At 59.9% G+C, this 21,278-nt stretch carries 24 protein-coding genes; 8 read left to right on the top strand and 16 right to left on the bottom strand.

Translation table 11 applies throughout. The features are described 5' to 3' along the window. Positions 1-93: 93 nt before the first annotated feature. The 8 genes from AC1DTN_RS19340 to AC1DTN_RS19305 form a co-directional block, all read right to left on the bottom strand. Positions 94-357 carry a hypothetical protein gene (locus AC1DTN_RS19340; RefSeq protein ID WP_477922134.1) on the bottom strand — a complete coding sequence of 88 codons (264 nt, stop codon included), beginning with the start codon at positions 355-357 and terminating at the stop codon, positions 94-96. Between the two features lie 51 nt (positions 358-408). After that, complete coding sequence (locus AC1DTN_RS19335) at positions 409-1,245, bottom strand: SDR family NAD(P)-dependent oxidoreductase (protein ID WP_477922132.1); 837 nt, start codon at positions 1,243-1,245, stop codon at positions 409-411. Positions 1,246-1,453: 208 nt separating this feature from the next. After that, complete coding sequence (locus AC1DTN_RS19330; RefSeq protein ID WP_439015234.1) at positions 1,454-2,608, bottom strand: alpha/beta hydrolase family protein; 1,155 nt, start codon at positions 2,606-2,608, stop codon at positions 1,454-1,456. Between the two features lie 7 nt (positions 2,609-2,615). Continuing rightward, a complete protein-coding gene (locus AC1DTN_RS19325; RefSeq protein WP_477922130.1) occupies positions 2,616-2,993 on the bottom strand; it encodes a DUF1330 domain-containing protein in 378 nt (125 codons plus the stop codon). A 251-nt stretch (positions 2,994-3,244) separates the two neighbouring features. After that, the gene (locus tag AC1DTN_RS19320) at positions 3,245-3,925 is read right to left on the bottom strand and encodes a DUF4405 domain-containing protein (protein ID WP_477922128.1); all 681 of its coding nucleotides are present in this window, start codon (positions 3,923-3,925) and stop codon (positions 3,245-3,247) included. Beyond that, positions 3,922-4,437 (bottom strand): cytochrome P460 family protein, encoded by a 516-nt coding sequence (locus AC1DTN_RS19315; RefSeq protein ID WP_477922127.1) that lies wholly within the window; start codon positions 4,435-4,437, stop codon positions 3,922-3,924. Before AC1DTN_RS19315 ends, AC1DTN_RS19320 begins: the two co-directional genes overlap by 4 nt. Before the next feature lie 364 nt (positions 4,438-4,801). After that, positions 4,802-5,971: an aldo/keto reductase gene (locus tag AC1DTN_RS19310; protein ID WP_477922126.1), complete on the bottom strand. Its 1,170-nt coding sequence runs from the start codon at positions 5,969-5,971 to the stop codon at positions 4,802-4,804. A gap of 288 nt (positions 5,972-6,259) precedes the next feature. Next, positions 6,260-7,156, bottom strand: a complete 897-nt coding sequence (locus tag AC1DTN_RS19305) for a LysR family transcriptional regulator (RefSeq protein ID WP_442205715.1) — start codon at positions 7,154-7,156, stop codon at positions 6,260-6,262. Positions 7,157-7,566: 410 nt separating this feature from the next. Here AC1DTN_RS19305 and AC1DTN_RS19300 point away from each other — a divergent pair, with 410 nt between their 5' ends. Further along, positions 7,567-8,277 carry a DNA helicase gene (locus AC1DTN_RS19300; RefSeq protein ID WP_477922124.1) on the top strand — a complete coding sequence of 237 codons (711 nt, stop codon included), beginning with the start codon at positions 7,567-7,569 and terminating at the stop codon, positions 8,275-8,277. 39 nt (positions 8,278-8,316) lie between these two features. On the opposite strand, the gene AC1DTN_RS19295 is transcribed toward AC1DTN_RS19300, so the two are convergent. Next, complete coding sequence (locus tag AC1DTN_RS19295; RefSeq protein ID WP_439015241.1) at positions 8,317-9,264, bottom strand: LysR family transcriptional regulator; 948 nt, start codon at positions 9,262-9,264, stop codon at positions 8,317-8,319. Between the two features lie 192 nt (positions 9,265-9,456). Here AC1DTN_RS19295 and AC1DTN_RS19290 point away from each other — a divergent pair, with 192 nt between their 5' ends. Beyond that, positions 9,457-10,140 (top strand): glutathione S-transferase family protein, encoded by a 684-nt coding sequence (locus AC1DTN_RS19290; RefSeq protein WP_442205712.1) that lies wholly within the window; start codon positions 9,457-9,459, stop codon positions 10,138-10,140. 13 nt (positions 10,141-10,153) lie between these two features. Here AC1DTN_RS19290 and AC1DTN_RS19285 read toward each other — a convergent pair whose 3' ends face one another. Next, positions 10,154-11,047: a LysR family transcriptional regulator gene (locus AC1DTN_RS19285; RefSeq protein WP_113321544.1), complete on the bottom strand. Its 894-nt coding sequence runs from the start codon at positions 11,045-11,047 to the stop codon at positions 10,154-10,156. Between the two features lie 108 nt (positions 11,048-11,155). Between AC1DTN_RS19285 and AC1DTN_RS19280 the strand changes: the two genes are divergently transcribed. The 4 genes from AC1DTN_RS19280 to AC1DTN_RS19265 all read left to right on the top strand — a co-directional run bounded on the left by AC1DTN_RS19280 (position 11,156) and on the right by AC1DTN_RS19265 (position 14,334). Then, positions 11,156-11,563, top strand: a complete 408-nt coding sequence (locus tag AC1DTN_RS19280) for a (R)-mandelonitrile lyase (RefSeq protein ID WP_113321583.1) — start codon at positions 11,156-11,158, stop codon at positions 11,561-11,563. Next, positions 11,563-12,546, top strand: coding sequence for an aldo/keto reductase (locus AC1DTN_RS19275; RefSeq protein ID WP_477922122.1), 984 nt, complete (start codon positions 11,563-11,565; stop codon positions 12,544-12,546). Before AC1DTN_RS19280 ends, AC1DTN_RS19275 begins: the two co-directional genes overlap by 1 nt. Positions 12,547-12,571: 25 nt before the next feature. Then, positions 12,572-13,312 carry an SDR family oxidoreductase gene (locus AC1DTN_RS19270; RefSeq protein ID WP_113321546.1) on the top strand — a complete coding sequence of 247 codons (741 nt, stop codon included), beginning with the start codon at positions 12,572-12,574 and terminating at the stop codon, positions 13,310-13,312. Positions 13,313-13,698: 386 nt separating this feature from the next. Further along, positions 13,699-14,334, top strand: coding sequence for a DUF1062 domain-containing protein (locus AC1DTN_RS19265; protein WP_477922120.1), 636 nt, complete (start codon positions 13,699-13,701; stop codon positions 14,332-14,334). A 69-nt stretch (positions 14,335-14,403) separates the two neighbouring features. On the opposite strand, the gene AC1DTN_RS19260 is transcribed toward AC1DTN_RS19265, so the two are convergent. The 3 genes from AC1DTN_RS19260 to AC1DTN_RS19250 all read right to left on the bottom strand — a co-directional run bounded on the left by AC1DTN_RS19260 (position 14,404) and on the right by AC1DTN_RS19250 (position 16,723). Next, positions 14,404-14,937 carry an NUDIX hydrolase gene (locus AC1DTN_RS19260; protein WP_477922118.1) on the bottom strand — a complete coding sequence of 178 codons (534 nt, stop codon included), beginning with the start codon at positions 14,935-14,937 and terminating at the stop codon, positions 14,404-14,406. 137 nt (positions 14,938-15,074) lie between these two features. Further along, positions 15,075-16,079: an inorganic phosphate transporter gene (locus AC1DTN_RS19255; RefSeq protein WP_310387881.1), complete on the bottom strand. Its 1,005-nt coding sequence runs from the start codon at positions 16,077-16,079 to the stop codon at positions 15,075-15,077. After that, a complete protein-coding gene (locus tag AC1DTN_RS19250) occupies positions 16,079-16,723 on the bottom strand; it encodes a DUF47 domain-containing protein (RefSeq protein ID WP_113321550.1) in 645 nt (214 codons plus the stop codon). The genes AC1DTN_RS19255 and AC1DTN_RS19250 overlap by 1 nt, the downstream gene beginning before the upstream one ends. A gap of 111 nt (positions 16,724-16,834) precedes the next feature. Here AC1DTN_RS19250 and AC1DTN_RS19245 point away from each other — a divergent pair, with 111 nt between their 5' ends. Beyond that, a complete protein-coding gene (locus tag AC1DTN_RS19245) occupies positions 16,835-17,389 on the top strand; it encodes an NUDIX hydrolase (RefSeq protein ID WP_477922116.1) in 555 nt (184 codons plus the stop codon). Between the two features lie 156 nt (positions 17,390-17,545). Then, a complete protein-coding gene (locus tag AC1DTN_RS19240; RefSeq protein WP_477922278.1) occupies positions 17,546-18,571 on the top strand; it encodes a DUF1254 domain-containing protein in 1,026 nt (341 codons plus the stop codon). 51 nt (positions 18,572-18,622) lie between these two features. Here the strand turns inward: AC1DTN_RS19240 and AC1DTN_RS19235 are convergent, their stop codons facing one another. The 3 genes from AC1DTN_RS19235 to AC1DTN_RS19225 all read right to left on the bottom strand — a co-directional run bounded on the left by AC1DTN_RS19235 (position 18,623) and on the right by AC1DTN_RS19225 (position 21,260). Beyond that, positions 18,623-19,465 carry an isocitrate lyase/PEP mutase family protein gene (locus AC1DTN_RS19235; RefSeq protein ID WP_477922114.1) on the bottom strand — a complete coding sequence of 281 codons (843 nt, stop codon included), beginning with the start codon at positions 19,463-19,465 and terminating at the stop codon, positions 18,623-18,625. 110 nt (positions 19,466-19,575) lie between these two features. Further along, positions 19,576-20,337 (bottom strand): ABC transporter permease, encoded by a 762-nt coding sequence (locus AC1DTN_RS19230; protein WP_113321554.1) that lies wholly within the window; start codon positions 20,335-20,337, stop codon positions 19,576-19,578. Next, positions 20,334-21,260: an ABC transporter ATP-binding protein gene (locus tag AC1DTN_RS19225; protein ID WP_113321555.1), complete on the bottom strand. Its 927-nt coding sequence runs from the start codon at positions 21,258-21,260 to the stop codon at positions 20,334-20,336. The genes AC1DTN_RS19230 and AC1DTN_RS19225 overlap by 4 nt, the downstream gene beginning before the upstream one ends. Positions 21,261-21,278 lie beyond the last annotated feature (18 nt).

Below are 21,278 nucleotides of genomic sequence, written 5' to 3'. Positions count from 1 at the left end.
TCCGTTCGGACGCACAAAAGACGTTTTAACTTTTGATTTTACTCATCAGGCTTTCCGAAAATCGATTCCGATTTTCGGGCCGATCCTGTGGCATCAGCCCACGACAGGCCTGAAATCCAGATTGACCGGCTGCTTCGGCAAATGTTTCCGTTCGGTGACATCGGGCGCGACCTCGGTCGTGCCGACACTATCGGCAATCCTCTCGAGCCGGAAGCCCCGTGCATATATCTTTCCGTGTCCCCTCAACAGGAAACCGTAATGGATGCTGGCCGCGTCGGCCGGAACATCCAGCACGACCGAGCGCGCCGCCCAGCCGGTCGTGCCGGAAACAAGCCCGCCTATCGGTCGCGCCAGCATATTGTTGCAGCGCGCCGTTCAGCTCATGGCTCGAAGTCGCCCGGTCGATTTTCAGAAGGCACCATCTGTCGACCTGGACAAGGCCTCATACGCGCGCAGCTCTTCGAGCTGGCCCTCGAGGGCGGGCTTGTATGCCTCAAAGGCGTCGCTTCCCGCCAGGAACTGTCTTGGGGGATTGTCCACGGCGGCGATCTTGACGAGAGCATCGCCAAGCTTGGCCGGATCGCCCTGCTGCTTGCCGTCATAGCCAGACCACATGGCTTCCGCCGTGCCTTCGGCGGCATAGTCCTCAATCGAGCTGGTCGCGTATTTGGCGTTCTGCGAGTCGAGCAGGTCCGTCCGGAAAAAGCCGGGCGCGACGGCCGTGACCTTTATCCCGAATTGTTCGACTTCCTGGGCCACAGCCTGTGACAGTCCTTCGACCGCGAACTTGGCAGCGCTGTAGGCACTGCAATGCTTGAAACCAATGACGCCGGCAAGCGAGCTGATATTGATGATCCGGCCCGAACGTTGCTTGCGCATGACGGGAAGCACCGCGCGCATGACGTGGACCACGCCGTAAAGATTGGTGGCAATCAGTCCGTCGATTTCGGCCGTGGTCAGCTCCTCGAAGTTACCAAGCAGACTATAGCCTGCATTGTTCAATAGAACGTCGATGCGGCCGAAGGCTTTCGCTGCCTCGGCGGCGGCGGCTTTCGCTTCGGCCTCGTTGGTGACATCCAGCTGCACGAACGCGAGGTTCTCGCTCGCGATATCGCTGAGGGCCTTCGTTACCTTGCCGAGGTTGCGGCCGGTCGCGACGACGCTGTCGCCAGCCTTCAGGGCCGCTCTGGCACTTGCAGCGCCGATACCGCTGCCTGCACCTGTGATAAACCAAACCTTGCTCATGTCTAACTCCTGTTCTTGATGAACCGAAGATAGATCACCTGCCAGGGCAGTATTAGATGATACTATCTGCATGAACTTAGAAATGGGATTTATGAATGCGCCGGCCGTCACCCTCCTGTCGCTGAGTGTAAATCGCGCCAGATCCAATCCTCCTTTATCAGGAGGATTGGATCTTCAAGTCCGTGTTTATGGCGTGCGACTTCTTTGGCTAGGCAACATTGATGTGCGTGGCGAACCAGTCGAGCACCAGCTGCGGATTTCGTCCGAAGTAGTTGTATCCCTCGAAACGCTGGTCAGTGCCTTCGATCCAGAAGAGTTTCTTGTCCTTTGAGGAAAGGGTGTCGTAGATCTCCTGCACATTGGACGGCTTGGTCAGGAAATCATTGCGGACCTGCGCCACCAGTGTCGGAACCGTCACGGCTTTGGCATATTCCATCGGCCAGACGTCCGCGAGGTGATAGCCGGTCCGCTTCCAGTAAGCGGCGTCGAACAATTCGACGCCATTTGCGATTTTCTGATTTTCCATCGCTGTTTGGACGAAGACCGCCGGCGTCACGGGCTGCAGTGCAATCATCGCCTTGATGTGGGTGAATTCCGCCGGGTGCTTGTACATACCAACGATCGTGGCGTTGGCGCCCAGGCAACGGCTGTAAAGGGCGGTCTTCATGTCCTTGGTGTCGGGCCGCGACTTGGCGTAACGCAAAGAACCGATGACGTCGCGATATTCCAGCGTACCATGCGCGTTGACGCCACCGCTGCCGGTGCCGCTGCGGCCATGGTTGCGCATGTCGTAGGTAATGATGTTGTAGCCCGCGTCATGCAGGATCTTGTATTCCGGCAGGAAGTTCGCCTCGAAGCCACCGAAATTCTTCCAAGGATCAAGATGGCCGGGATAACCATAGCGGTTGCAGGGCATGGGGTGGTTGAAGATGAGCAACCTGTCAGAATCGGCGGGAATGAACCAGCCCTCGATCGTCACGCCGTCCATCGCGGGAAAGAAGATCTCTTCGTATTCCATGCCGTATTCGTTCGGCCACCGCAAGATAGGCGTGCGGGTAGAGTGTGCCATCAGGTCGGCCATGCCGTTGATGAATTCTTCGGTTTTCGCGTCGGTCACAATCGCACCTGTTGTTGTTTGGTTGTCCGCGGCCTGTACGCTCGCGGAGGTGGCCGCCATGATCGGGAGAGCGGCGAGTGCCGCGCCGGCTTTCAGAAGTTGGCGCCGGCTATTTGAGGCTGCACCTTCATGCTGAACGGTAGTGTCATGCTGATTGCCCATGTCAGGCTCCTTGGGAGATGTTGGGACGTTGATTTCAGCTGGAATTCGGGGGCGAGACGCACATATCATCGCGCCTCGCCCCATCCGGTCTTCACTGCTTGGGAGGAACAAAACCTTCGGTGATGATGACCGAGCCTTCGGTAGAGGCGACGCGGAACTTCCGGGCGGCCGTGTACTCCGGAGAATTGTAGAAGCGTTGCGCGTCGGCCATGCTTGGGAACTCGGCTATGGCCATGACCTTTTTCGGCTCGCCTTCCACCGCGGTGGCATTCAGGTTGAATACGATGATCCTGCCGCCGAATTTCGGCGCGAGCGGACCGGCCTCTTCCATGTATTTGCTATAGCCGGCCTGATCCTTGATCGTGTAGTTGGCRATCATGTAGCCGGGAGCCTGGGAATCCTGGGCATGACCGGTTGAGGCGAGAGCCAGCGCCATGGCAGCGGCCGCGCCGAAAATGAATTTCTTCATTGTCTGAGGTCCTTTGGTTTTGAGTTGAGATGGATTGGAGAGCCGATCCGTCGATCTGGACAGTTCGCTATGGGCTCGTATGCCGCTGGGGCAGTTTTCGATGCCGCTGCTCGCACCAAGCCTTGCTCATGCTGAACTTCCTGTTTCGATAGACAGGAAGATAGGCTGGCTCAGTCTATTTGATTAGAATGCATAATTTGCATGAAGCTAGAAAGCGCATTTCTAAATAGACGCCGGATTTGCGGCCGGGGCTATGCTGCCCGGTGCCTCAGGTCTCTGATCAATCTCAAGCCGTAGTGAGCGAGAAACACGCCCAGTCCGATGATCGCGGTGTGATGCAGGAAGAAGGCTAGCGCCGCCTTCTGGAAATCCCAGAATTCCAAGCTCGTTTGCATGAACAGCTTTGGCCCGATATTGACCACGAACAGGCTCCGAACGCCGCAGGCAGCGATCACGATAGCTGCCGTTCGTAAGACAAAGGTACGCAGTCTGCTCTTGGTCGTGATGCCGAACCTGCCGCGCACCACATCCATGATCATCGACCAGTGCAGACCGAGATGGATGGCTGCTATCAGCAGCGCCAGATAAGCCGTCAGAGCGTGGATCTGGCGCACGGTGAAGGTGCTGGTCAACGGCAGGAAGCTGAAGACGGTCTGCGAGATGATTACGCTGGTCACCAGCAGAGACAGCATGGTGACTAGAAGCGGGAGATTGATCATCTTGGTGATAAAGCTGCGCGGCTCGCGCCAACCCTTCGTGATCATGCCGTACCAACGGCGGTTGAAAATGTTATGGCTGATCAACAGCAGGAACATGCCCGTGCCGATGATCTCGTGCACCGCATTGCCGAGCCAGTCGTAAGCCAAGGCGGCCAGCAAGAAGCCGGCCGCCAAGAAATCGAGGATCAACCGCAAGAAAAACAGCGGCTTCAAGGGATGTAAGCCCGCATTCTGTCGGTTGTGAACATGAAGTCATTGTCTGTCTGGGACCCGTGGCACGATTGGCACCGCTCAGCGAACGCCGTCCGCTTGACCTGCATGTTGGTATCGAACTGCTGAAAATGCCAGTCGCCGGTGCGCTGCTCCTGAGGGACGCTGAGACCCCAGCCCACACCTTTCTCCATAACGAAATAGCCAGTGAGTTTGTAGTCCGCCCAGATGCCCAGGACCAATTGCGTACCAGGTGGAAGCGGTCGGCCAGATTTCGCGATCTCCAGGGTTTCGCGGGTTGCAAACGCTTCCTCCTTGGAAGAGCCGCGGTCGTAGGTCGCATAGAGCACATACTCGTCGAAGTTTTTAGGGAACGTGGCCCGATTTCCGGTTGCTTGCGCCACTGCCGAAGAGCCGAACAGGCAGGCGAAAGAGACGAAAGCGGCCACGATAAACACAAGACGCACGATCGAAGCGGATGGTACATTAGTCTTTTCGGGTCTGGCCTTGGCCATTTAGGATTCCCTTCGTTTGCCCGCCGGGCAGGATTTGGCACACGTAATCGAGATCACCGTATTCTGGCGAACCCGATCAGAGTAGGTGGGGGTATTTGCATGGGCTTAGAAAGCGGACTTCTAAATCCGGCAATCATCGAAGAGCGCCGGCAGAGTGCTTGAGCGGTCTCAGATCAGCTTTGGGTAGCCATAGATTTCGCGCAATTTCTGTGAGGCATCGGAGCGAAGTATCCCCGTTCCGATGTCGAACGTGGCAAAGCCTCAGTGCGCTGTAAAACCACCATCCACCAGCAGAGCAACCCGAGCGCAAAGCTGGCAGCGGGGCTGCAGAGCCAAAGAACTGCGGCCGCGATCGCTTTGGTGCTTAGGCTGTCTGGTCAACGAGCCCCATTTGCATTTCATTCATGCGGCCCCCGTGCACGGTCAGTGCCGAGAGGGCAGTTCCGAGCTCGCGAAGGTCTTCAGGCGTCAGCTCAACCCGAAGCGCACCCAGATTCTCACTCAGGTGATCGATGTTGCGCGTGCCTGGGATGGGAACTATGAACGGCTTCTGCGCCAGCAGCCACGCCAAGGCGATCTGCGAGGGTGTTGAACTGTTCTTTTCGGCGAACTGCTTCAGCAATTCAACATACGGCATATTGGCCGCCAGGTTGTCAGGGCTGAAACGATCGAATGTCGGTCGAAGATCGGTTTTCGTGTCGAACCTTGTGCTCGCGTCCATTTTCCCTGTGAGATATCCCATTCCTACTGGACCCCAAGGGACGAAGCCGATGCCAAGCTCTTCACATGCGGCAAGAACGCCATTGCGCTCAGGGCTTCTCTCCATCACGGAGTATTCGGTCTGGACCGCCGTTACAGGCTGGACAGCATGCGCCCTGCGAATTGTCCTGGCGCTTGGCTCCGATAGACCGAAATGCAGAACCTTGCCTTCCTGGATCAGGTCTGTGACCGCACCAGCCACATCTTCGATCGGCACCTTGGGGTCGACGCGGTGTTGGTAAAAGAGGTCGATGCGATCGGTCTTCAGCCGTTTGAGCGAGGCTTCTGCCACCTGCTTGATCCGCTCTGGGCGGCTGTTTAGGCCTATCGTCCCGTCAATTGCAAAGCCGAACTTGGTGGCGATTTTCACTTGGTCGCGAATGGGTGCCAATGCTTCTCCAACGAGATCTTCGCTCGTATACGGACCATAGACTTCGGCGGTATCAAAGAATGTGACGCCGTTTTCGTGGGCGGTGCGAATAGTGTTGATACCCTGGGCTCTATCGGCGGGTGGGCCATAGTTGGCGCTGATGCTCATGCACCCAGCTCCTATTTCCGAGACTTCCAGCGTTCCGAGTTTTCGCGTTTTCATCTGCCCCTGTCCTGTATGGAGAACGCTTTGGTATCCCTGCCGTTGATCCGGTGAGGCCGCCCAGGCCGCCGATACGGCGGGCAACACCGCACCGGCGAGCGCGGCGTTAATCAAAAAATCACGGCGATCAAGGCCGAAGTGCTTGGCAGCATTCGGGCGCGCCTTTTGATTGTTTTTGTCCATGCCTTGTCTCCTGAAATTTGGCGGCGAAGCCGTCGTTTCATTTAAGGAGGACGATCCGTGTCAGTTCACCTTGCACTCAAGCGAGCTCGATCACTCCGACGGCACAATGGTTTGATGCCCGTCCTCGTGGAGGGAGATAAGCAGCGCAGCAATGAGCGATTAGGCCCCATTTTCTGCATGGGGTTAGAAATGGGATTGATAAATACTGGCGGTGAATGGAGGTTTAGAACTTCTGATCGACTTGAGGCAGTGGTTCCGCACCAGCATATCTACGACGCAAATCGACCGCTACGGTCCCCTGTAACGGAGTGCCTCCACCAGAAGGGAAAAGGCCGGTGTGTGTTGTCGCCTGCTTGGATAGTAGAGGTGATAGCCTGGGAATGGTGGGCACCAGTCTTCCAGAACTCGGATCAACCGTCCCTCGGCCACATGATGGGAAACCTGGCTTTCGAAGACATAAACCAGCCCGAATCCATCAAGGGCTGCGTTTTCCAGCATCTCGTTATCATTGAGGATGAGCGATCCGCTGACGCGCGCCTCCAGCTCAACGCCGTCACGTTCGAACTCCCAAGCATAGAGACCACCTCCCCTGCTCTGCCTATAGCTTACGCAAGCGTGGTTGTGCAGGTCACGTGGCGTTTCCGGGCGCTTACGGTTGGCAAAGTAAGCGGGCGACCCAACAACCGCCATTCGAACATCAGGGCTCACCCGCACTGCTACCATGTCCTTCTCGACCTGCTCGCCGAGGCGTATGCCAGCGTCAAATCGGCCGGCGACGATATCGGTAAGTCCTTCGTCGACATTGATCTCAACGACGATGTCCGGATACTCAGGCACGAGCTTCAGCAGTGCGGGCCAGAGCACCATTCGTGCGGCGTGCCGAAAGGTAGTGATACGAATCGTGCCTGCGGGCTTATCCCGAAGGGCAGTGAGCGCGGCGATTTCACTGTCGATATGATCAAATGCCGGACGCAGGCTGTGAAACAGCCGTTCTCCGGCCTCTGTCGTCGAAAGGCTGCGCGTCGTCCGTGAAATCAACCGCACATCCAGACGTCGCTCGAGCATTCGAACAGCATAGCTCAGTGCAGACTGAGAGAGGCCAAGCTTCGCGGCCGCGCGCGTGAAACTTCCCTCCTCCACAACCATAATAAATGCCGCCAGCTCGCTGAAATCACCTTTTCTCATTCATAAATCCCATTTCTAAGTTTATGCGGATTATAGCGTCTGATCAGCATGCCTGTCCTCCGTTATTTATTGCTCGACCTACACGCTGTTAGGGCGGCAAGAGGACAGCGAGATAATGAGCAAGACACAGCCGCAACTCTTCAAGAGTTCGCCTTCATCAAGGGATTACCGGACGCTCGCACCTGTTCAGCAGGTTAAGTTGGTTGCGGGCCTGGCGTGATCCGAACGACCCCACAACTTCCCACTTGTCGCGAATCGCAACGCCCGCTACCTCTTGGACAAGGCCCGACCCAGGCCTCCTCCCTCCAGCCGGGAAAGCATCGTCCATGCGGGGTTTATCCACCATCGAACCATCTGTTCGAGCACCGCATAAGGAGGGGTTGCGTTTCCGGCTCGCAATGGAGGTTTGAATGAAACTGTCTGCACCCATCTATCAGCTGAAGCGTCGTGCGAAATTGCTGGCGCGTACGGATACGATCCCGCTTCACCAGGCATTGGACCGTATCGCGCAGGAGGAAGGTTTTACGGCCTGGAGCCTGCTTGCTTCCCAGCATGAGACGCTGCTACCGGCCACACCCATGCTGTCGCAGCTTGCCGAAGGCGATCTGCTTTTGATCGCCGCCCGTCCGGGCCACGGCAAGACCCTGCTCGGCCTGCAGCTTCTGCTCGATGCCGTCAGGGAAAGCCGTAAGGCCACCTTCTTCACGCTCGAATATACCGAACAGCAGACCATGAAGCGTATTCATGCTCTGCCGGAAGGCGAAGCGCTTGGCGAGAAGATCGAGATCGTAACCTCGGACGAGATCAGCGCCGATTATGTCATGCGGCATCTCGCGGGTGCGCCGCGCGGAACGGTGGCTGTCATCGACTATCTGCAGATCCTCGATCAGCAGCGCAGCAAGCCCGGCCTTTCGGAACAAGTGTCTGCACTCCAGACCTTCGCTCACGAAACCGGTATCGTGCTGGCCTTCATCTCGCAGATCGACCGATCCTTCGAGGCTGACGGCAAGGGCTTGCCGGATCTGTCGGATGTGCGCCTGCCCAACCGGCTTGACCTCACGCTGTTCAGCAAAGCCTGCTTTCTCCACAATCGCGAAGTCCAGCTTCAGCACGTGGCTTAAATCGTAAAGCCAGGGCCGGTGTCGATTGGGCGCCGGCCCTCAGCTTTCTGGCGGCCGCTGCGGCTGCACCGAGAACGCGTCCGACGTCATTCCCTGCCGCATGCGCTTCGTCGCGAAATCGACGAAGGCCCTGAGCTTGGGCAGCGATTGGCTGCGGCTCGGGTAGTAGAGGCAGAGCCCCGGCACATCGCGGGCGTGATCCTCCAGCACCGGGATGAGACTTCCCTGCTCGATATAGTGCCTGACAACAGAGCCGACCGTGTAGAGGAAGCCGACGCCGCGAAGGGCAGCCCGGATCGAGGCCTCGTAATCGTTGAGAATGAGCGGACCATCGACAGCAACCTTCAGGCTTTCGCCGCCATCGACGAATTCCCAGGTCCGCGACACCTGCCCGCCTCTCCGGGTCAAGAGAGCGGGCAACCCCTGCAACTCTCGTGGATGGCCGGGCCGTGGATATTTCTTGAGCAGGCTCGGCGCGCCGACGACAACGAACTTGTCCGGCGGCGTCAGCCAGGTCGAGACCATGTCGAGCTCGATCGTATGCCCGAGCCGGATACCGGCATCGAACCCTTGCTCGACGATGTTGGTGAACTCGTCGTCGCCGACAAGCTCCAGGGTGATACCGGGATAGGCCTCGTGGAAGTCAGGCAGGAGGCTGTTGATCAGCAGTGAAACCGCCGGGCGCGGCGCATTGATGCGTAAATTGCCACTCGGCTGTTCGCCGAGATCGCGGGCGGCGTTCACGCCGGCCTGAAACATCGCCGCTGCCGGCTTGGCATGCGCAAGCAGCTTCTGGCCCGCTTCCGTCAGCCGCACGCTGCGGGTCGTTCGCGCAAACAGCGCAGCGCCCACCCGCCGTTCCAGCGTCTGGATGCCCTGGCTGATTGCCGATGGGGTCAGCCCCAGCTGGCGTGCCGCTGCGCGAAATCCGTTCTGCTCGGCCACCGCCAGAAATATCGCAAGGCCGTCCAGTTCCGCTCGATCCATTGTGTAGCCTTGCTTTACAGCGTGATCAGATAGGGGATTATTATCAAACAATAGGCCGCATGCCATATCTTGGCAAGAAGCGCGGCCAACAGCTCTCCGCCCTTCCAAACCTTGATCGGCAATCCCTCGGGCTCGGTGTCCTCTCGATCGAAGAGGCGCGCCTTCACGCCTGCCCAAACGAAAGAGAATTCCATGAAAATCTATGACAGACCGGGCTTTCCCAACCCCATGCGCATCCGCATCGTGCTGGCGCAAAAGGGCCTGGATTCCGAAATCGAATTCGTGCCGGTCGACCTGATCGCCGCCGAGCACAAGCAGCCCGCCTTCCTCGCGAAGAATCCGTCGGGCGTCCTGCCGGTGCTGGAGCTGGATGACGGCACGCTGATTTCCGAAAGCACGGCGATTACCGAATATCTCGACAATCTCGATGGCAAGCCGGAGCTTACCGGCCGCACCCCGCGGGAAAAGGCGCTCATCCACATGATGCAGCGCCGCGCCGAGGCCTATGTGCTCGATCCCGTCGGCATCTACTTCCATCACGCCACACCCGGCCTCGGCGCGGCATTGCAGGCCTTCAAGAGCCCGCATTGGCCGGGCCGCACCGAAATGGGCGAGCGCGAGGGCGAGAAGGCAAAGGAGGGTCTGCGCTATTTCAACGAGATCCTCACCAGGCAGCCCTTCCTGACAGGCGAGACCTATTCGATGGCCGACATCACGCTGCTCGCCGGCCTCGCCTTTGCCGAAGTTGCCGGCATCGTCCCGTCAGGCCTCGATGCGCTGGCGCAGTGGCAGGCACGCATGGCTGATCTGCCCGCCGTCAGGAACCGCAGCGGCCAGAATTTCCTGCCCGAAGATCTTAAGCGCTTGGGCTTCTGAGCACCGCGACTGTTCAGCCGCGATAGCGCAGCGCATCCACCACAACAGCGAAGGCCGGCGTCGGTTGGCGCCGGCTGGGATAATAGAGATGGAAACCTGAAAAAGGCGGGCACCAGTCCGAGAGCACGCGAGTCAGCCGGCCCGCCTCGAGATCGTCGCCAATGCGGTCTTCCAGCACGAAGGCAAGACCCGCGCCGGCAAGAGCCGCCTTGACGGCCAGCGCACCGGTATTGACCGCGAGCTGACCCTCCACCCGCACGCGCAGCTCTCGGCCACCCTGCTCGAATTCCCAAGCATAGAAACCGCCAGCCGTCGGCAGCCGCAGATTGATGCAATTATGCTCCGTCAGGTCATGCGGCGTGTGCGGGCGATCTCGCCCCGCGAAATAACCGGGGGAGCCGACGACAGCCATCCTGACATCCGGGCCGATGCGGACGGCCACCATGTCCTTCGCAACCTGTTCGCCGAGCCGCACGCCGGCATCGAGGCGTTCGGCGACGATATCGGTCAGGCCGTTATCGACGAGGATTTCGATGGCAATATCGGGATATTGCGACAGCAGCCTCTCCACGGCCGGCAGGAGGATCAGTTCTGCCGCCTGTTCGCCTGCCGAAATGCGCACTGTGCCCGAGGGCTTGTCGCGCAGCGCCGATAGTTGCGCGAGCTCCGCGTTGATCTCATCCAGCCGCGGCCCGACCGACTGGATCAGCCGCTCGCCGGCATCGGTCGGCGAAACCTTGCGTGTTGTGCGCGTGAGCAGACGCAGCCCCATCCGCTCCTCGAGGCCGCGCACCGTCTGGCTGAGCGCCGACTGGGACACACCGAGCATGGCGGCAGCCCGTGTAAAACTTCCCTCGCGCGCGACGGTCAGGAAGGCGGCAATATCGTCAAGGTTGGTCCGGCTCATTCATAAGTTGCCCTAATAGGTTCATGCCGGTTTTAGCGTCTAATCGCAGAACTGCGTAGCCGCTAAATGAAGATCGGCAGAAATTATCCGCAGGCAAGGACATCAGACATGCAGATCAAGCGAAGCGGCTTCGCACCCTCCGTTCCCGGTCCGGAAGCCTATTTCACCGGAACCGTGCGTCTCGACTCCCGTTTCGACAGCGATGATCCCGACCGCGTCGGCGGCGCCACGGTGACGTTCGAGCCGGGCTCACGCACCGCCTGGCACACCCATCCGCTCGGCCAGACGCTGATCGTCACCTCCGGCCTCGGCTGGGCGCAGCGCGAAGGCGGCCCGATCGAAGAAATCCGGCCGGGCGACATCGTCTGGTTCGCACCCGGCGAAAAACACTGGCACGGCGCCACGGCAAGCACGGCCATGAGCCATATCGCCATCGCTGAAAAGCTCAACGGCAGTCCGGTCGACTGGATGGAGAAGGTCACGGACGAACAATATCACCTGATGGAGACACGATAATGCAGAAGCGCAAACTCGGAACGCATGGCCCCGAAGTCTCGGCCCTCGGCCTCGGCTGCATGGGGCTGAGCTATGGCTACGGCCCGGCAACGGAAAAGCAGGCCGCCATCACCCTCATCCGCACCGCTTTCGACCGCGGTGTGACCTTCTTCGATACGGCGGAGGCCTATGCCCAGGGCGCCAACGAGGAACTGCTCGGCGAAGCCCTCGAACCCTTCCGCGATCAGGTGGTGATCGCCACCAAATTCGGCTTTCGCGACGGTGATGTCAGCAAGGGCCAGGACAGCCGCCCCGAGCGCATCCGTGAGGTCGCCGATGCTGCTCTGAAGCGGCTGCGCACGGATTGCATCGATCTCTTCTACCAGCATCGCGTCGATACCGAAGTACCGATGGAGGATGTCGCGGGTGCGGTGAAGGACCTGATCGCCGCAGGCAAGGTCAAGCATTTCGGCATGTCCGAGGCCGGCGCCGGCTCGATCCGCCGGGCGCATGCGGTGCAGCCCGTTGCCGCCCTGCAGAGCGAATATTCTCTCTGGTGGCGCGAGCCCGAGAAGGAAATCCTGCCGCTGCTCGAAGAACTCGGCATCGGCTTCGTGCCCTTCAGCCCACTCGGCAAGGGGTTCCTGACAGGCGCGATCACCGAGAGCACCAGTTTCGACAAGACGGATTTCCGTAGTGTCGTGCCGCGCTTTTCGGAAGAAAACCGCAAGGCCAATCAAGGCCTCGTCGCAGTGCTGAGCGGGATCGCTGCGAGCAAACAGGCCACCCCGGCGCAGATCGCCCTCGCTTGGCTGCTCGCCCAGAAACCGTGGATCGCCCCGATCCCCGGAACCACCAAGCTGCACCGGCTGGAGGAGAATATCGGGGGCTCGGCAATCGAACTCACCGCTGAGGACCTACAAGAGATCGAGGCCGCCCTAGCTGATGTCACCGTGCAGGGAGATCGCTATCCGGCGCACCTGCAGGCCCGCGTCGGCCGCTAAGTTGCCGGCCTTGAAAGGAGTTGTCATGACCGACAATATCAAGGGAAAGACGGTTGTCATCACAGGCGCAAGCAGCGGCCTCGGCGAAGCGACCGCCCGTCATCTTGCCAATGCCGGCGCCAAGGTCGTGCTTGGCGCCCGCCGGATCGACCGTCTCAAGACGCTGGCCTCCGAGCTTGGGCTGCCCGAAAGTTCCACCATCGAAACCGACGTGACGCAGGCCGATCAAGTCAAGCACCTCGTCGATCAGGCCGTCCGCCTGCATGGTCGCATCGACGTCATCGTCAACAATGCCGGCCTCATGCCGCACTCGCCCCTGGAGCGCGGCAAGATCGACGACTGGGACCGGATGATCGACGTGAACCTCAAAGGCGTGCTCTACGGCATTGCCGCCGCCCTTCCCCATATGAAGGAACAGAAGAGCGGCCATATCATCAACGTCTCCTCCGTCGCCGGCCACAAGGTCCGCCCCGGCAGTGCCGTTTACGCGGCGACCAAGACAGCCGTCCGCGTCATCTCGGAAGGCCTGCGCCAGGAGGTGAAGCCCTACAATATCCGCACGACGATCGTCTCGCCCGGCGCGGTGGAGTCCGAGCTGCCGCAGAGCATTACCGAGGCCGATGTCGCGGCCGGCATTGCCGATTTCTACGAACGCTACGCCATCCCGGCCGAGAGCTTCGCAAGGGTGGTCGCCTTCGCGATCGCCCAGCCTGACGATGTCGATATCAACGAGATCCTGTTCCGGCCGACGGCGCAGGAACTCTGACGGCAGACGAAGCAACCTTCAGCACAAAGTTGCATAAATGCCGCAATGCCGCAGCCGATATCATCGGGCTGCGGCGTCGCTCTCCCCTTTGCGCCGATCATTTGCTATCCGTATCCGCGAAGAGCGTAGGCGTATCGAGGTAGACTTTGCCTAAGTAAGTACCGGTCTCAATCCAGTTTCACCCCTATCGCCGGATAGCCGCGGGCTATCGGCGGTTGAACACGTTCATCGGGTGGCGGCAAGAGACCGGTTTGGCATTGTTCCGAACGCCAGTGCAGCTCCGCTGTCTCTGCTCTTCACCCACCCGAAAGCATCGCCACGCCGCGCCCTCATGGGTTTTCTCACGCGCCATCTTGGTGGACTTCCGAACGGAAGACCAAGATACTATGTGCTGTGCACTTCGGGTCCGATGGACCATTACCCCGAAAACCGCCCCCCAGCCCTGGATTGCCTGTGGCGGATGCGGCGGATTGAGAGCCTTTCAATCGAGCGGCAAGATCCGGCTGAACGCCAATGGCCGCAAGCTGGATGCCTGGCTGATCTATAAATGCCTGGCCTGCGACAAGACCTGGAACCGGCCGCTCTTCGAGCGCAAGAATGTCCGCGACATCGATCCAGCAACGCTCGACGCACTCCAGTCCAACGATGTCAAATGGATCCGCGCCGAAAGTTTCAACCTCGACGCATTGAAACGCAAGTCGCAGCGCGTCGACGAATTCCCTGAATTCGAGATCGGCAAGCAGGTGCTGCGCGAGGCCGCCGACTGGACGCGGCTGGAGATCGAACTGGCGGTGCCCTTGCCTGCGGGCATACGTCTCGACCGTCTGCTGGCATCCGAGCTCAAGCTTTCGCGCACGCGGCTCCAGACACTGCACGAGAAAGGTCTGCTCCGGACGAATTCCGATCGCGCCGACATCCTGCGGCGGCGTATCAGGACCGGCATCGAAGTGGTGATCGATCTTGCGACCATCGCGGATCGCGAGCTCTCCTGGGGACCCCTGGCGACCGGCAGTCCCCGATAGCCTGTAACGCGAAGGCCCGTATACCGGGCCTTCGTCATTTCAAAGTCCATTCCGCGCAACTGACGGACGTCAGTGCGATGCCGGCGACGTGGCGAGCGATACCGCCGCCTCATGCACCGGCCGCCGCCCGGCAATCCGGCGCGGCTTCAGCCGGTCCTGCGATGTCAGGGGATTATCCGCATCGATGGACCGGAAGAGCGCCTGCAGCTCCGGCTCCTCGACAAGTAACGCTGCTTCCGCCGGAGAAATCCAGATCTTCTGCCTCTCGGCATATTCGCGAAAATGCGCGGCCTCGCTCTCCAGCCGCAGCAGATGAACAGAAACCGTCAGCGGCGTCTCGTGATCCTTCAGATAGGTGTAAAAGCCGAGCGGCTTCTTCCTGACCCTGCCGATGATGCCAGCCTCTTCGAAAGCCTCGCGCTGGGCGCAGCGATAGGGCCTTTCCTTTCTTCCGAGAGTGCCCTTCGGGATCACCCATCGTCCGGTATCGCGGCTGGTGACGAGCAATACGCTCAGCCTTCCGCCTCTCTCGACGCGGCAACAAATGGCGCGGCACTGGTCGATCTCGCGGCGGCCTGTCTTTGCCGGGGTTTCCTCATTCAATTCAGATAAATGCCTGGATAAATGCATGGTCCGCTCGTTGTCTCCTTCTCCTTGCATGGAGAATAGAGCRCAACATCCGATCGAAAATGGCGACCCCTAAAATTAGGGTATCCGATACATCGAGCGGACCCCTGCCCTTAGGCAAACAGGCTTGCAATCCCATAGCAGGCGGCCGCGATGGCAGCGGCAGCCGGCATGGTGATCACCCAGGCGATGACGATGTTGCCCGCAACACCCCAGCGCACGGCCGACAAGCGTCGCGCGGCGCCGACACCGATGATCGCTCCGGTGATCGTATGCGTCGTCGACACGGGAATGCCGAGCCAGGTCGCGGCAAACAGCGTCAGCGCCCCGCCGGTCTCGGCGCAGAACCCCTGCATCGGGTTGAGCCTGGTGATTTTCGAGCCCATCGTATGCACGATCCGCCAGCCGCCGAAGAGCGTGCCGAGCGCCATGGCCGACTGGCAGGAGATGACCACCCAGAGCGGCACATGGAAACTCGGGCCGAGCTGCCCCTGGCTGAAGAGAAGAACGGCGATGATGCCCATGGTCTTCTGCGCATCGTTGCCGCCATGTCCGAGCGAATAGAGCGAGGCCGACACGAACTGCATGAAGCGGAAGGTGCGGTCGACAGCAAAGGGCGTCTGGCGCACGAAGAGCCAGGAGACGACGAGGACGAAGAACAGCGCAAGCAGGAAGCCGATCGCCGGCGACATGAAGATCGCGCCAACCGTCTTCAACAAGCCGCCCCAGACGATGGAGCTGAAACCGACCTTCGCCCATCCTGCCCCGACAAGCCCGCCGACCAGCGCATGCGAAGACGAAGAGGGAATGCCAAACAGCCAGGTGACGATGTTCCAGACGATCGCCCCCATCAGTGCAGCAAAGATCACCTGCGGCGAGACGATGGCCGGATCGATAATGCCGGTGCCGAGCGTTTCGGCAACATGCAGGCCGAAAAACAGGAAGGCGATAAAATTGAAGAAGGCCGCCCAGCCGACGGCATATTGCGGCCTGAGAACCCGGGTGGAAACGATGGTCGCAATCGAGTTTGCCGCATCATGCAGCCCGTTCAGGAAATCGAAGAATAGCGCCACACCGATCAACCCGATCAGCAGCGGAAGGGAAAGAGAGGCTTCCATCAGACGTTCTCGATGACGACGCCGCTGATTTCATTGGCCACGTCCTCGAACCGGTCGACGATCTTTTCCAGATTGGAGTAGATCTCGCTGCCGATCATGTAGGCCATGGCATTGCCGCTGGCGCCATGCCGGCGATAGAGGTCCTTGAGCCCCTCGTCATGCAGTTCGTCGGAGCGGCCTTCGACCCGGGTGATCTCTTCGGCGATGACAGCCAGCCGCTGCGCATTCGCACCCATCTTGTTAAGAAGCGGGATTGCTTCCTCCATCAGGGCCGCCGCCTTGACGATCTCCCCGCCCATCTCCTGCATCAGCGGGTCGAAACTCGTCTGCTCGAACAGGCGGATGATCTTCACCGTCTTGTGCATCATGTCGATCGCATCATCCATGGACTGGATCAGATCCTTGATGTCGCCGCGGTCAAAGGGCGTGATGAAGCTGCGCCGGACAGCAACCAGCACTTCGCGGGTGATGTCGTCAGCCTGGTCTTCCAGTGCGATGATCTTGTCGCAATTCTCCTGAACCGCCTCGCCCTTCAACAGCTTTTCCATAGCATGGGCGGCTGCGACGACCGTTTCCGAATGCCTGCAGAACATATCGAAGAAGCGGTCCTCCCGCGGCATCATCTTGCGAAACACGCTCATCATCTCGGGCGATCCTTCCTGAACCGGGGACTGTCGTAGAAGACTGTCATAAATCTGTCATAAAGCGTCGCAGGCAATTGATCGAAAAAGTAAAATCTGACAATGCTAGATGTCATGAAATCCCGCAAAAAAGGCGCAAAATCCTACGCCGGACCCTCAAAGCCCCTGCTGAAGCAGCTTGCAGAAAGACCCGAGAAGCTTTTCTCAGGCGCCTTTCGCCAGCAATATGGCGCGCTCTGCTTCCGTTACCGAAACGGCGGTCCCGAGACTGATCACCCCGAAATCGAAGTCCTCGTCGTCACCACGCGCGACAGCGGCCGCTGGATCATTCCCAAGGGCTGGCCGATGAAAAAGAAGAAGCCGCATGAGGCAGCCGCCATCGAGGCCTGGGAGGAAGCCGGCGTGCGCGGAACGGTGAGCAAGCAGCCGGTCGGCCGCTACACCTATCTGAAGGAGCTGGATGACGGCGACGTCGCGCCCTGCATCGTCGATATCTTCCAGATCGAAGTCGAGCATACACACGGGCAGTTTCGCGAAACCGGCCAGCGCATGCTGGATTGGGTGAGCCCTGACGAAGCGGCACGGCGCGTGCGCGAACTCGAATTGAAATCCCTGCTCGTCGATTTTCACCCGCGGCACGGCAAGCGGCAGCGCAGGAAAAAGGCCTGAGCCGCAGGTGTTGCTGCCCGCCATTTACGGCGTGGTTTACGGTAACGTACTTCTCCCGAAATCGGGCCTGTGAAAGGCTTTTCCTCGGAAAATTGACCGAAACGGGAGAGAGCCATGAGGTGGTCAAAGCCTGCACCTGCATTAGTGCCTGTCCGCATTGCCTGCCGTGCCGCCATCGCCACGCTGGCACTTGCGCTCGCCTCACAGGCCGGGGCGCAGACGGCCAAGCCGGTCACCGTCGACAATTTCGCCCGCGCCGAATCCGATCTCTATTTCAGCAATGCCGTGAAGGACGGCGGCGGCAAGACCGGTATCTTCAACCATCATCGCGAACCGATGGACATCGATCATCAGTCCGTGATCCGGGCCAACCGCGATACGCTCTATTCATCCGCTGTCATCGATCTCGATGCCGGGCCGGTCACCATCACGCTTCCGGACGCCGGCAAACGCTTCCGCTCGATGCAGATCATCAACGAAGACCATTACGTAGTCGGCGATGTGAAATATGACGCCGGCAGTTACACCTATGATCGGGCAGCGGCCGGCACGCGCTACATCCTCGTCGGCATCAGGACCCTCGTCGATCCCAACGACCCCGATGATGTCAAGCAGGTCCATAATCTCCAGAACGCTCTCACCATCAGCCAGGCAAATGCGGGAACGTTCGAGATCCCGGACTGGGACAAGGCGAGCCAGAAGAAGGTCCGTGACGCGCTGATCGTGCTGGGCACGACCATTCCGGATTTCAAGGGCGCCTTCGGGGCGAAAGATCAGGTCGACCCGATCCGCCATCTCATCGGCAGCGCCGTCGGCTGGGGCGGAAATCCCGAGAAGGACGCGATCTACCTGAACGAGACACCACCGAAGAACGACGGCAAGATGGTCTACCGGCTCTCCGTCATGGATGTTCCCGTCGACGGCTTCTGGTCGGTCAGCGTCTACAATGGCAAAGGCTACTACGAGAAGAACAAGCTCAATGCCTATACGCTAAACAATATCACCGCTGACAAGGAAGCAGACGGCGCGGTCAAGGTGCAATTCGGCGGCTGCGACGGCAAGATCGCCAATTGCTTGCCCGTAATGAAGGGCTGGAATTACACCGTCCGCCTCTACCGCCCACGCCAGCCGATCCTCGATGGAAGCTGGACATTTCCGGAACCGCAGCCGGCGGGGAAGTGAGGAGCACAGACCGCAGGCTATATCGAACCCGCCCCCCACCGGCTTCCTGCCTTACTGCCGGTCGCCCCGTTTCTCCTGCGACATGAGCTGGCTGAGCGTGGCTGCCGGCATTGCATCGGCGGCGTAGGTGAAGGTCCCCGATGATTTTACCTCCTCGGCCGCCCGCAGCAGTGCGCCAAGTGCAGCGCGCGCAAAGGACCCGCCCACACTCACCCGGCGCACGCCTGCCGCCGAGAGTTCGGCAACGCTATAGCGCGGCCCCTTCAGGCCCATCACCACATTGACGGGCTTGTCGACGGCGGTGCAGACGGTTCGGATGGCGTCGATATCAGGCAGACCGGGCGCATAGAGCACATCGGCACCGGCTGCCGAGAAAGCCTGCAGCCGCTTGATCGTGTCATCGAGATCGGGCCGCTCCCAGAGAAAATTCTCCGCCCTCGCCGTCAGCAGGAAAGGCAGCTTCCGCGCCGCCTCCGCCGCGGCCTGTACGCGCTCGACGGCCTGCGAGAGATCATAGATCGGCCTTGCCGGATTGCCGGTGGCATCTTCGATCGATCCGCCGACCAGCCCAATCGCAGAGGCCAGCCGGATCGTTTCGGCGCAGATCTCGGGCGCCGCACCAAACCCGTCCTCGAGATCGGCCGATACGGGAAGATCGGTCGCTCCGACGATCTCGGCGGCATTGTCGAGGATCTCGCCGCGCTTCAGGCTCGCAAAGGAATCCCGCTTGCCCTTGGAAAAGGCATAGCCGGCGCTAGTGGTCGCCAAGGCCTCGAAACCGAGGCTCGTCAAAATCCGGGCCGAGCCGGCATCCCACGGGTTCGGTATAACGAATGCCGCATCCCGCTGATGCAATGCCTTAAACCGCTCGAACTTCGCCTGTTGCTCCGCCACGACTCTCCTCCTCCGCAAATGACAGCGAGGCCAGACTAGCAATTGCGAACAAAATGTGAACGATTTTTGTGGCCGCCTACTCGGATTTTGCCGGTGGCGGCGGCCACTCATCAGTTGCGCAGCCGATACCCCGTCTTGAAGATCCAGCCGAGCGTGCTGAGGCAAATCACCAGAAACAGCGAGATCATCCCGAGGCTGACCAGCGGGTTGACGTCGGCAATCCCGTAGAAGCTCCAGCGGAAGCCGCTGACCAGATAGAGCACCGGGTTGAAATGGCTGACCGCCTGCCAGAAGGGCGGCAGCATGTTGATCGAGTAGAAGCTGCCGCCGAGGAAGGTCAGCGGCGGCACGACCAGCATGGGGATGAGATTCAGTTGCTCGAAATTCGTCGCCCAGATGCCGATCATGAAGCCGAACAGGCTGAAGCTGATCGCCGTCAGCAGGAAGAACAGCACCATCATGAACGGATGCTCGATCCGAACATCGACGAAGATATTGGCCGTTACCAGGATGATGACGCCGATGAGCAGCCCCTTGGTTGCGGCCGCCCCCACATAGCCGATCAGGATTTCCGTCATGGCGACGGGGGCCGACAGGATCTCGTAGATCGTGCCGGTGAATTTCGGAAAATAGATGCCGAAGGAGCCGTTGCCGATGCACTGGCCGAGCAGCGTCAGCATGATGAGGCCGGGCGTGATGAAGGCGCCGTAGGAAACGCCCTCCACCTGCTGGATGCGCGAGCCGACGGCCGCCCCGAAGACGATGAAATAGAGCGAGGTGGAAATGACGGGCGAAATTACGCTCTGAAGCAGCGTGCGCCGGGTGCGCGCCATCTCGAAGTAATAGATCGACTTGATCGCTTCGAAGTTCATCTTGCGCCTCCTACCAGCGATACGAAGATATCTTCGAGCGAGCTCTGGCGCGTCGAGAGATCCCGGAAATGGATATTGTTTTCGCCAAGCCGCGTCAGAAGCGATGCCACGCTCTCGTGCTCGTTGTGCGTATCGAATTCATAGACGAGGCGGTTGCCCTCGGCCTCGACCGACAGGCCGTTGCCGGCAAAGCAGTCCGGAAGCTTCTCCAGCGGTTCGTTGAGTTCGAGGATGAGCTGCTTGCGGCCGAGCTTGGCCATCAGCGCCTGCTTGTCTTCGACGAGCAGCAGTTCGCCGCCATTGATGACGCCGACGCGGTCGGCGATCTCTTCGGCCTCTTCGATATAGTGCGTCGTCAGGATGATGGTCACACCGGAGGCCCGCAGCCGCTCGACGACATGCCACATGTCCTTGCGCAGCGTCACGTCCACGCCCGCCGTTGGCTCGTCCAGGAAGAGGATCGAGGGTTCGTGCGACAGCGCCTTGGCGATCAGTACGCGCCGCTTCATGCCACCAGAGAGCTGGCGCAGCGTGTTGTCCTTCTTGTCCCAGAGCGACAGGTCGCGCAGCACCTTTTCGATATGGGCGGGGTTGGCCTTCTTGCCGTGCAGCCCGCGCGAAAAGCTCACCGTATTCCACACCGTCTCGAACTGGTCGGTCGTGAGCTCCTGCGGCACGAGCCCGATCAGCGTGCGTGTGGCGCGGAAATCCTTCACCACATCATGCCCGTCGACGATGACCGCGCCGCCGCTTGGATTGGCGATGCCGCAGATGATCGAGATCAGCGTCGTCTTGCCCGCCCCATTCGGCCCAAGCAGCGCCAGGATTTCGCCGCGTTCGATTTCGAGGTTGATGCCCTTCAGCGCCTGGAAGCCATTTGCATAGGTCTTGGTGAGATTTTGGATGGAAATGATCGGTGCCATGGGGCTCTTTGCGGATAT

This window comes from Rhizobium sp. 01T444 (genome assembly GCF_056398305.1).
The sequence above is the reverse complement of the archived record's forward strand: the minus strand, read 5'-3'. Positions and strand labels throughout refer to the sequence as shown.

Bases quoted from the DNA above. Each gene is read 5' to 3' on its own strand.
- AC1DTN_RS19340 (WP_477922134.1), bottom strand. From the start codon at position 357: ATGCTGGCGCGACCGATAGGCGGGCTTGTTTCCGGCACGACCGGCTGG.
- AC1DTN_RS19335 (WP_477922132.1), bottom strand. From the start codon at position 1,245: ATGAGCAAGGTTTGGTTTATCACAGGTGCAGGCAGCGGTATCGGCGCT.
- AC1DTN_RS19330 (WP_439015234.1), bottom strand. From the start codon at position 2,608: ATGGGGCGAGGCGCGATGATATGTGCGTCTCGCCCCCGAATTCCAGCT.
- AC1DTN_RS19315 (WP_477922127.1), bottom strand. From the start codon at position 4,437: ATGGCCAAGGCCAGACCCGAAAAGACTAATGTACCATCCGCTTCGATC.
- AC1DTN_RS19310 (WP_477922126.1), bottom strand. From the start codon at position 5,971: ATGGACAAAAACAATCAAAAGGCGCGCCCGAATGCTGCCAAGCACTTC.
- AC1DTN_RS19305 (WP_442205715.1), bottom strand. From the start codon at position 7,156: ATGAGAAAAGGTGATTTCAGCGAGCTGGCGGCATTTATTATGGTTGTG.
- AC1DTN_RS19300 (WP_477922124.1), top strand. From the start codon at position 7,567: ATGAAACTGTCTGCACCCATCTATCAGCTGAAGCGTCGTGCGAAATTG.
- AC1DTN_RS19295 (WP_439015241.1), bottom strand. From the start codon at position 9,264: ATGGATCGAGCGGAACTGGACGGCCTTGCGATATTTCTGGCGGTGGCC.
- AC1DTN_RS19290 (WP_442205712.1), top strand. From the start codon at position 9,457: ATGAAAATCTATGACAGACCGGGCTTTCCCAACCCCATGCGCATCCGC.
- AC1DTN_RS19285 (WP_113321544.1), bottom strand. From the start codon at position 11,047: ATGAGCCGGACCAACCTTGACGATATTGCCGCCTTCCTGACCGTCGCG.
- AC1DTN_RS19280 (WP_113321583.1), top strand. From the start codon at position 11,156: ATGCAGATCAAGCGAAGCGGCTTCGCACCCTCCGTTCCCGGTCCGGAA.
- AC1DTN_RS19275 (WP_477922122.1), top strand. From the start codon at position 11,563: ATGCAGAAGCGCAAACTCGGAACGCATGGCCCCGAAGTCTCGGCCCTC.
- AC1DTN_RS19270 (WP_113321546.1), top strand. From the start codon at position 12,572: ATGACCGACAATATCAAGGGAAAGACGGTTGTCATCACAGGCGCAAGC.
- AC1DTN_RS19265 (WP_477922120.1), top strand. From the start codon at position 13,699: ATGTGCTGTGCACTTCGGGTCCGATGGACCATTACCCCGAAAACCGCC.
- AC1DTN_RS19255 (WP_310387881.1), bottom strand. From the start codon at position 16,079: ATGGAAGCCTCTCTTTCCCTTCCGCTGCTGATCGGGTTGATCGGTGTG.
- AC1DTN_RS19250 (WP_113321550.1), bottom strand. From the start codon at position 16,723: ATGATGAGCGTGTTTCGCAAGATGATGCCGCGGGAGGACCGCTTCTTC.
- AC1DTN_RS19245 (WP_477922116.1), top strand. From the start codon at position 16,835: ATGAAATCCCGCAAAAAAGGCGCAAAATCCTACGCCGGACCCTCAAAG.
- AC1DTN_RS19230 (WP_113321554.1), bottom strand. From the start codon at position 20,337: ATGAACTTCGAAGCGATCAAGTCGATCTATTACTTCGAGATGGCGCGC.
- AC1DTN_RS19225 (WP_113321555.1), bottom strand. From the start codon at position 21,260: ATGGCACCGATCATTTCCATCCAAAATCTCACCAAGACCTATGCAAAT.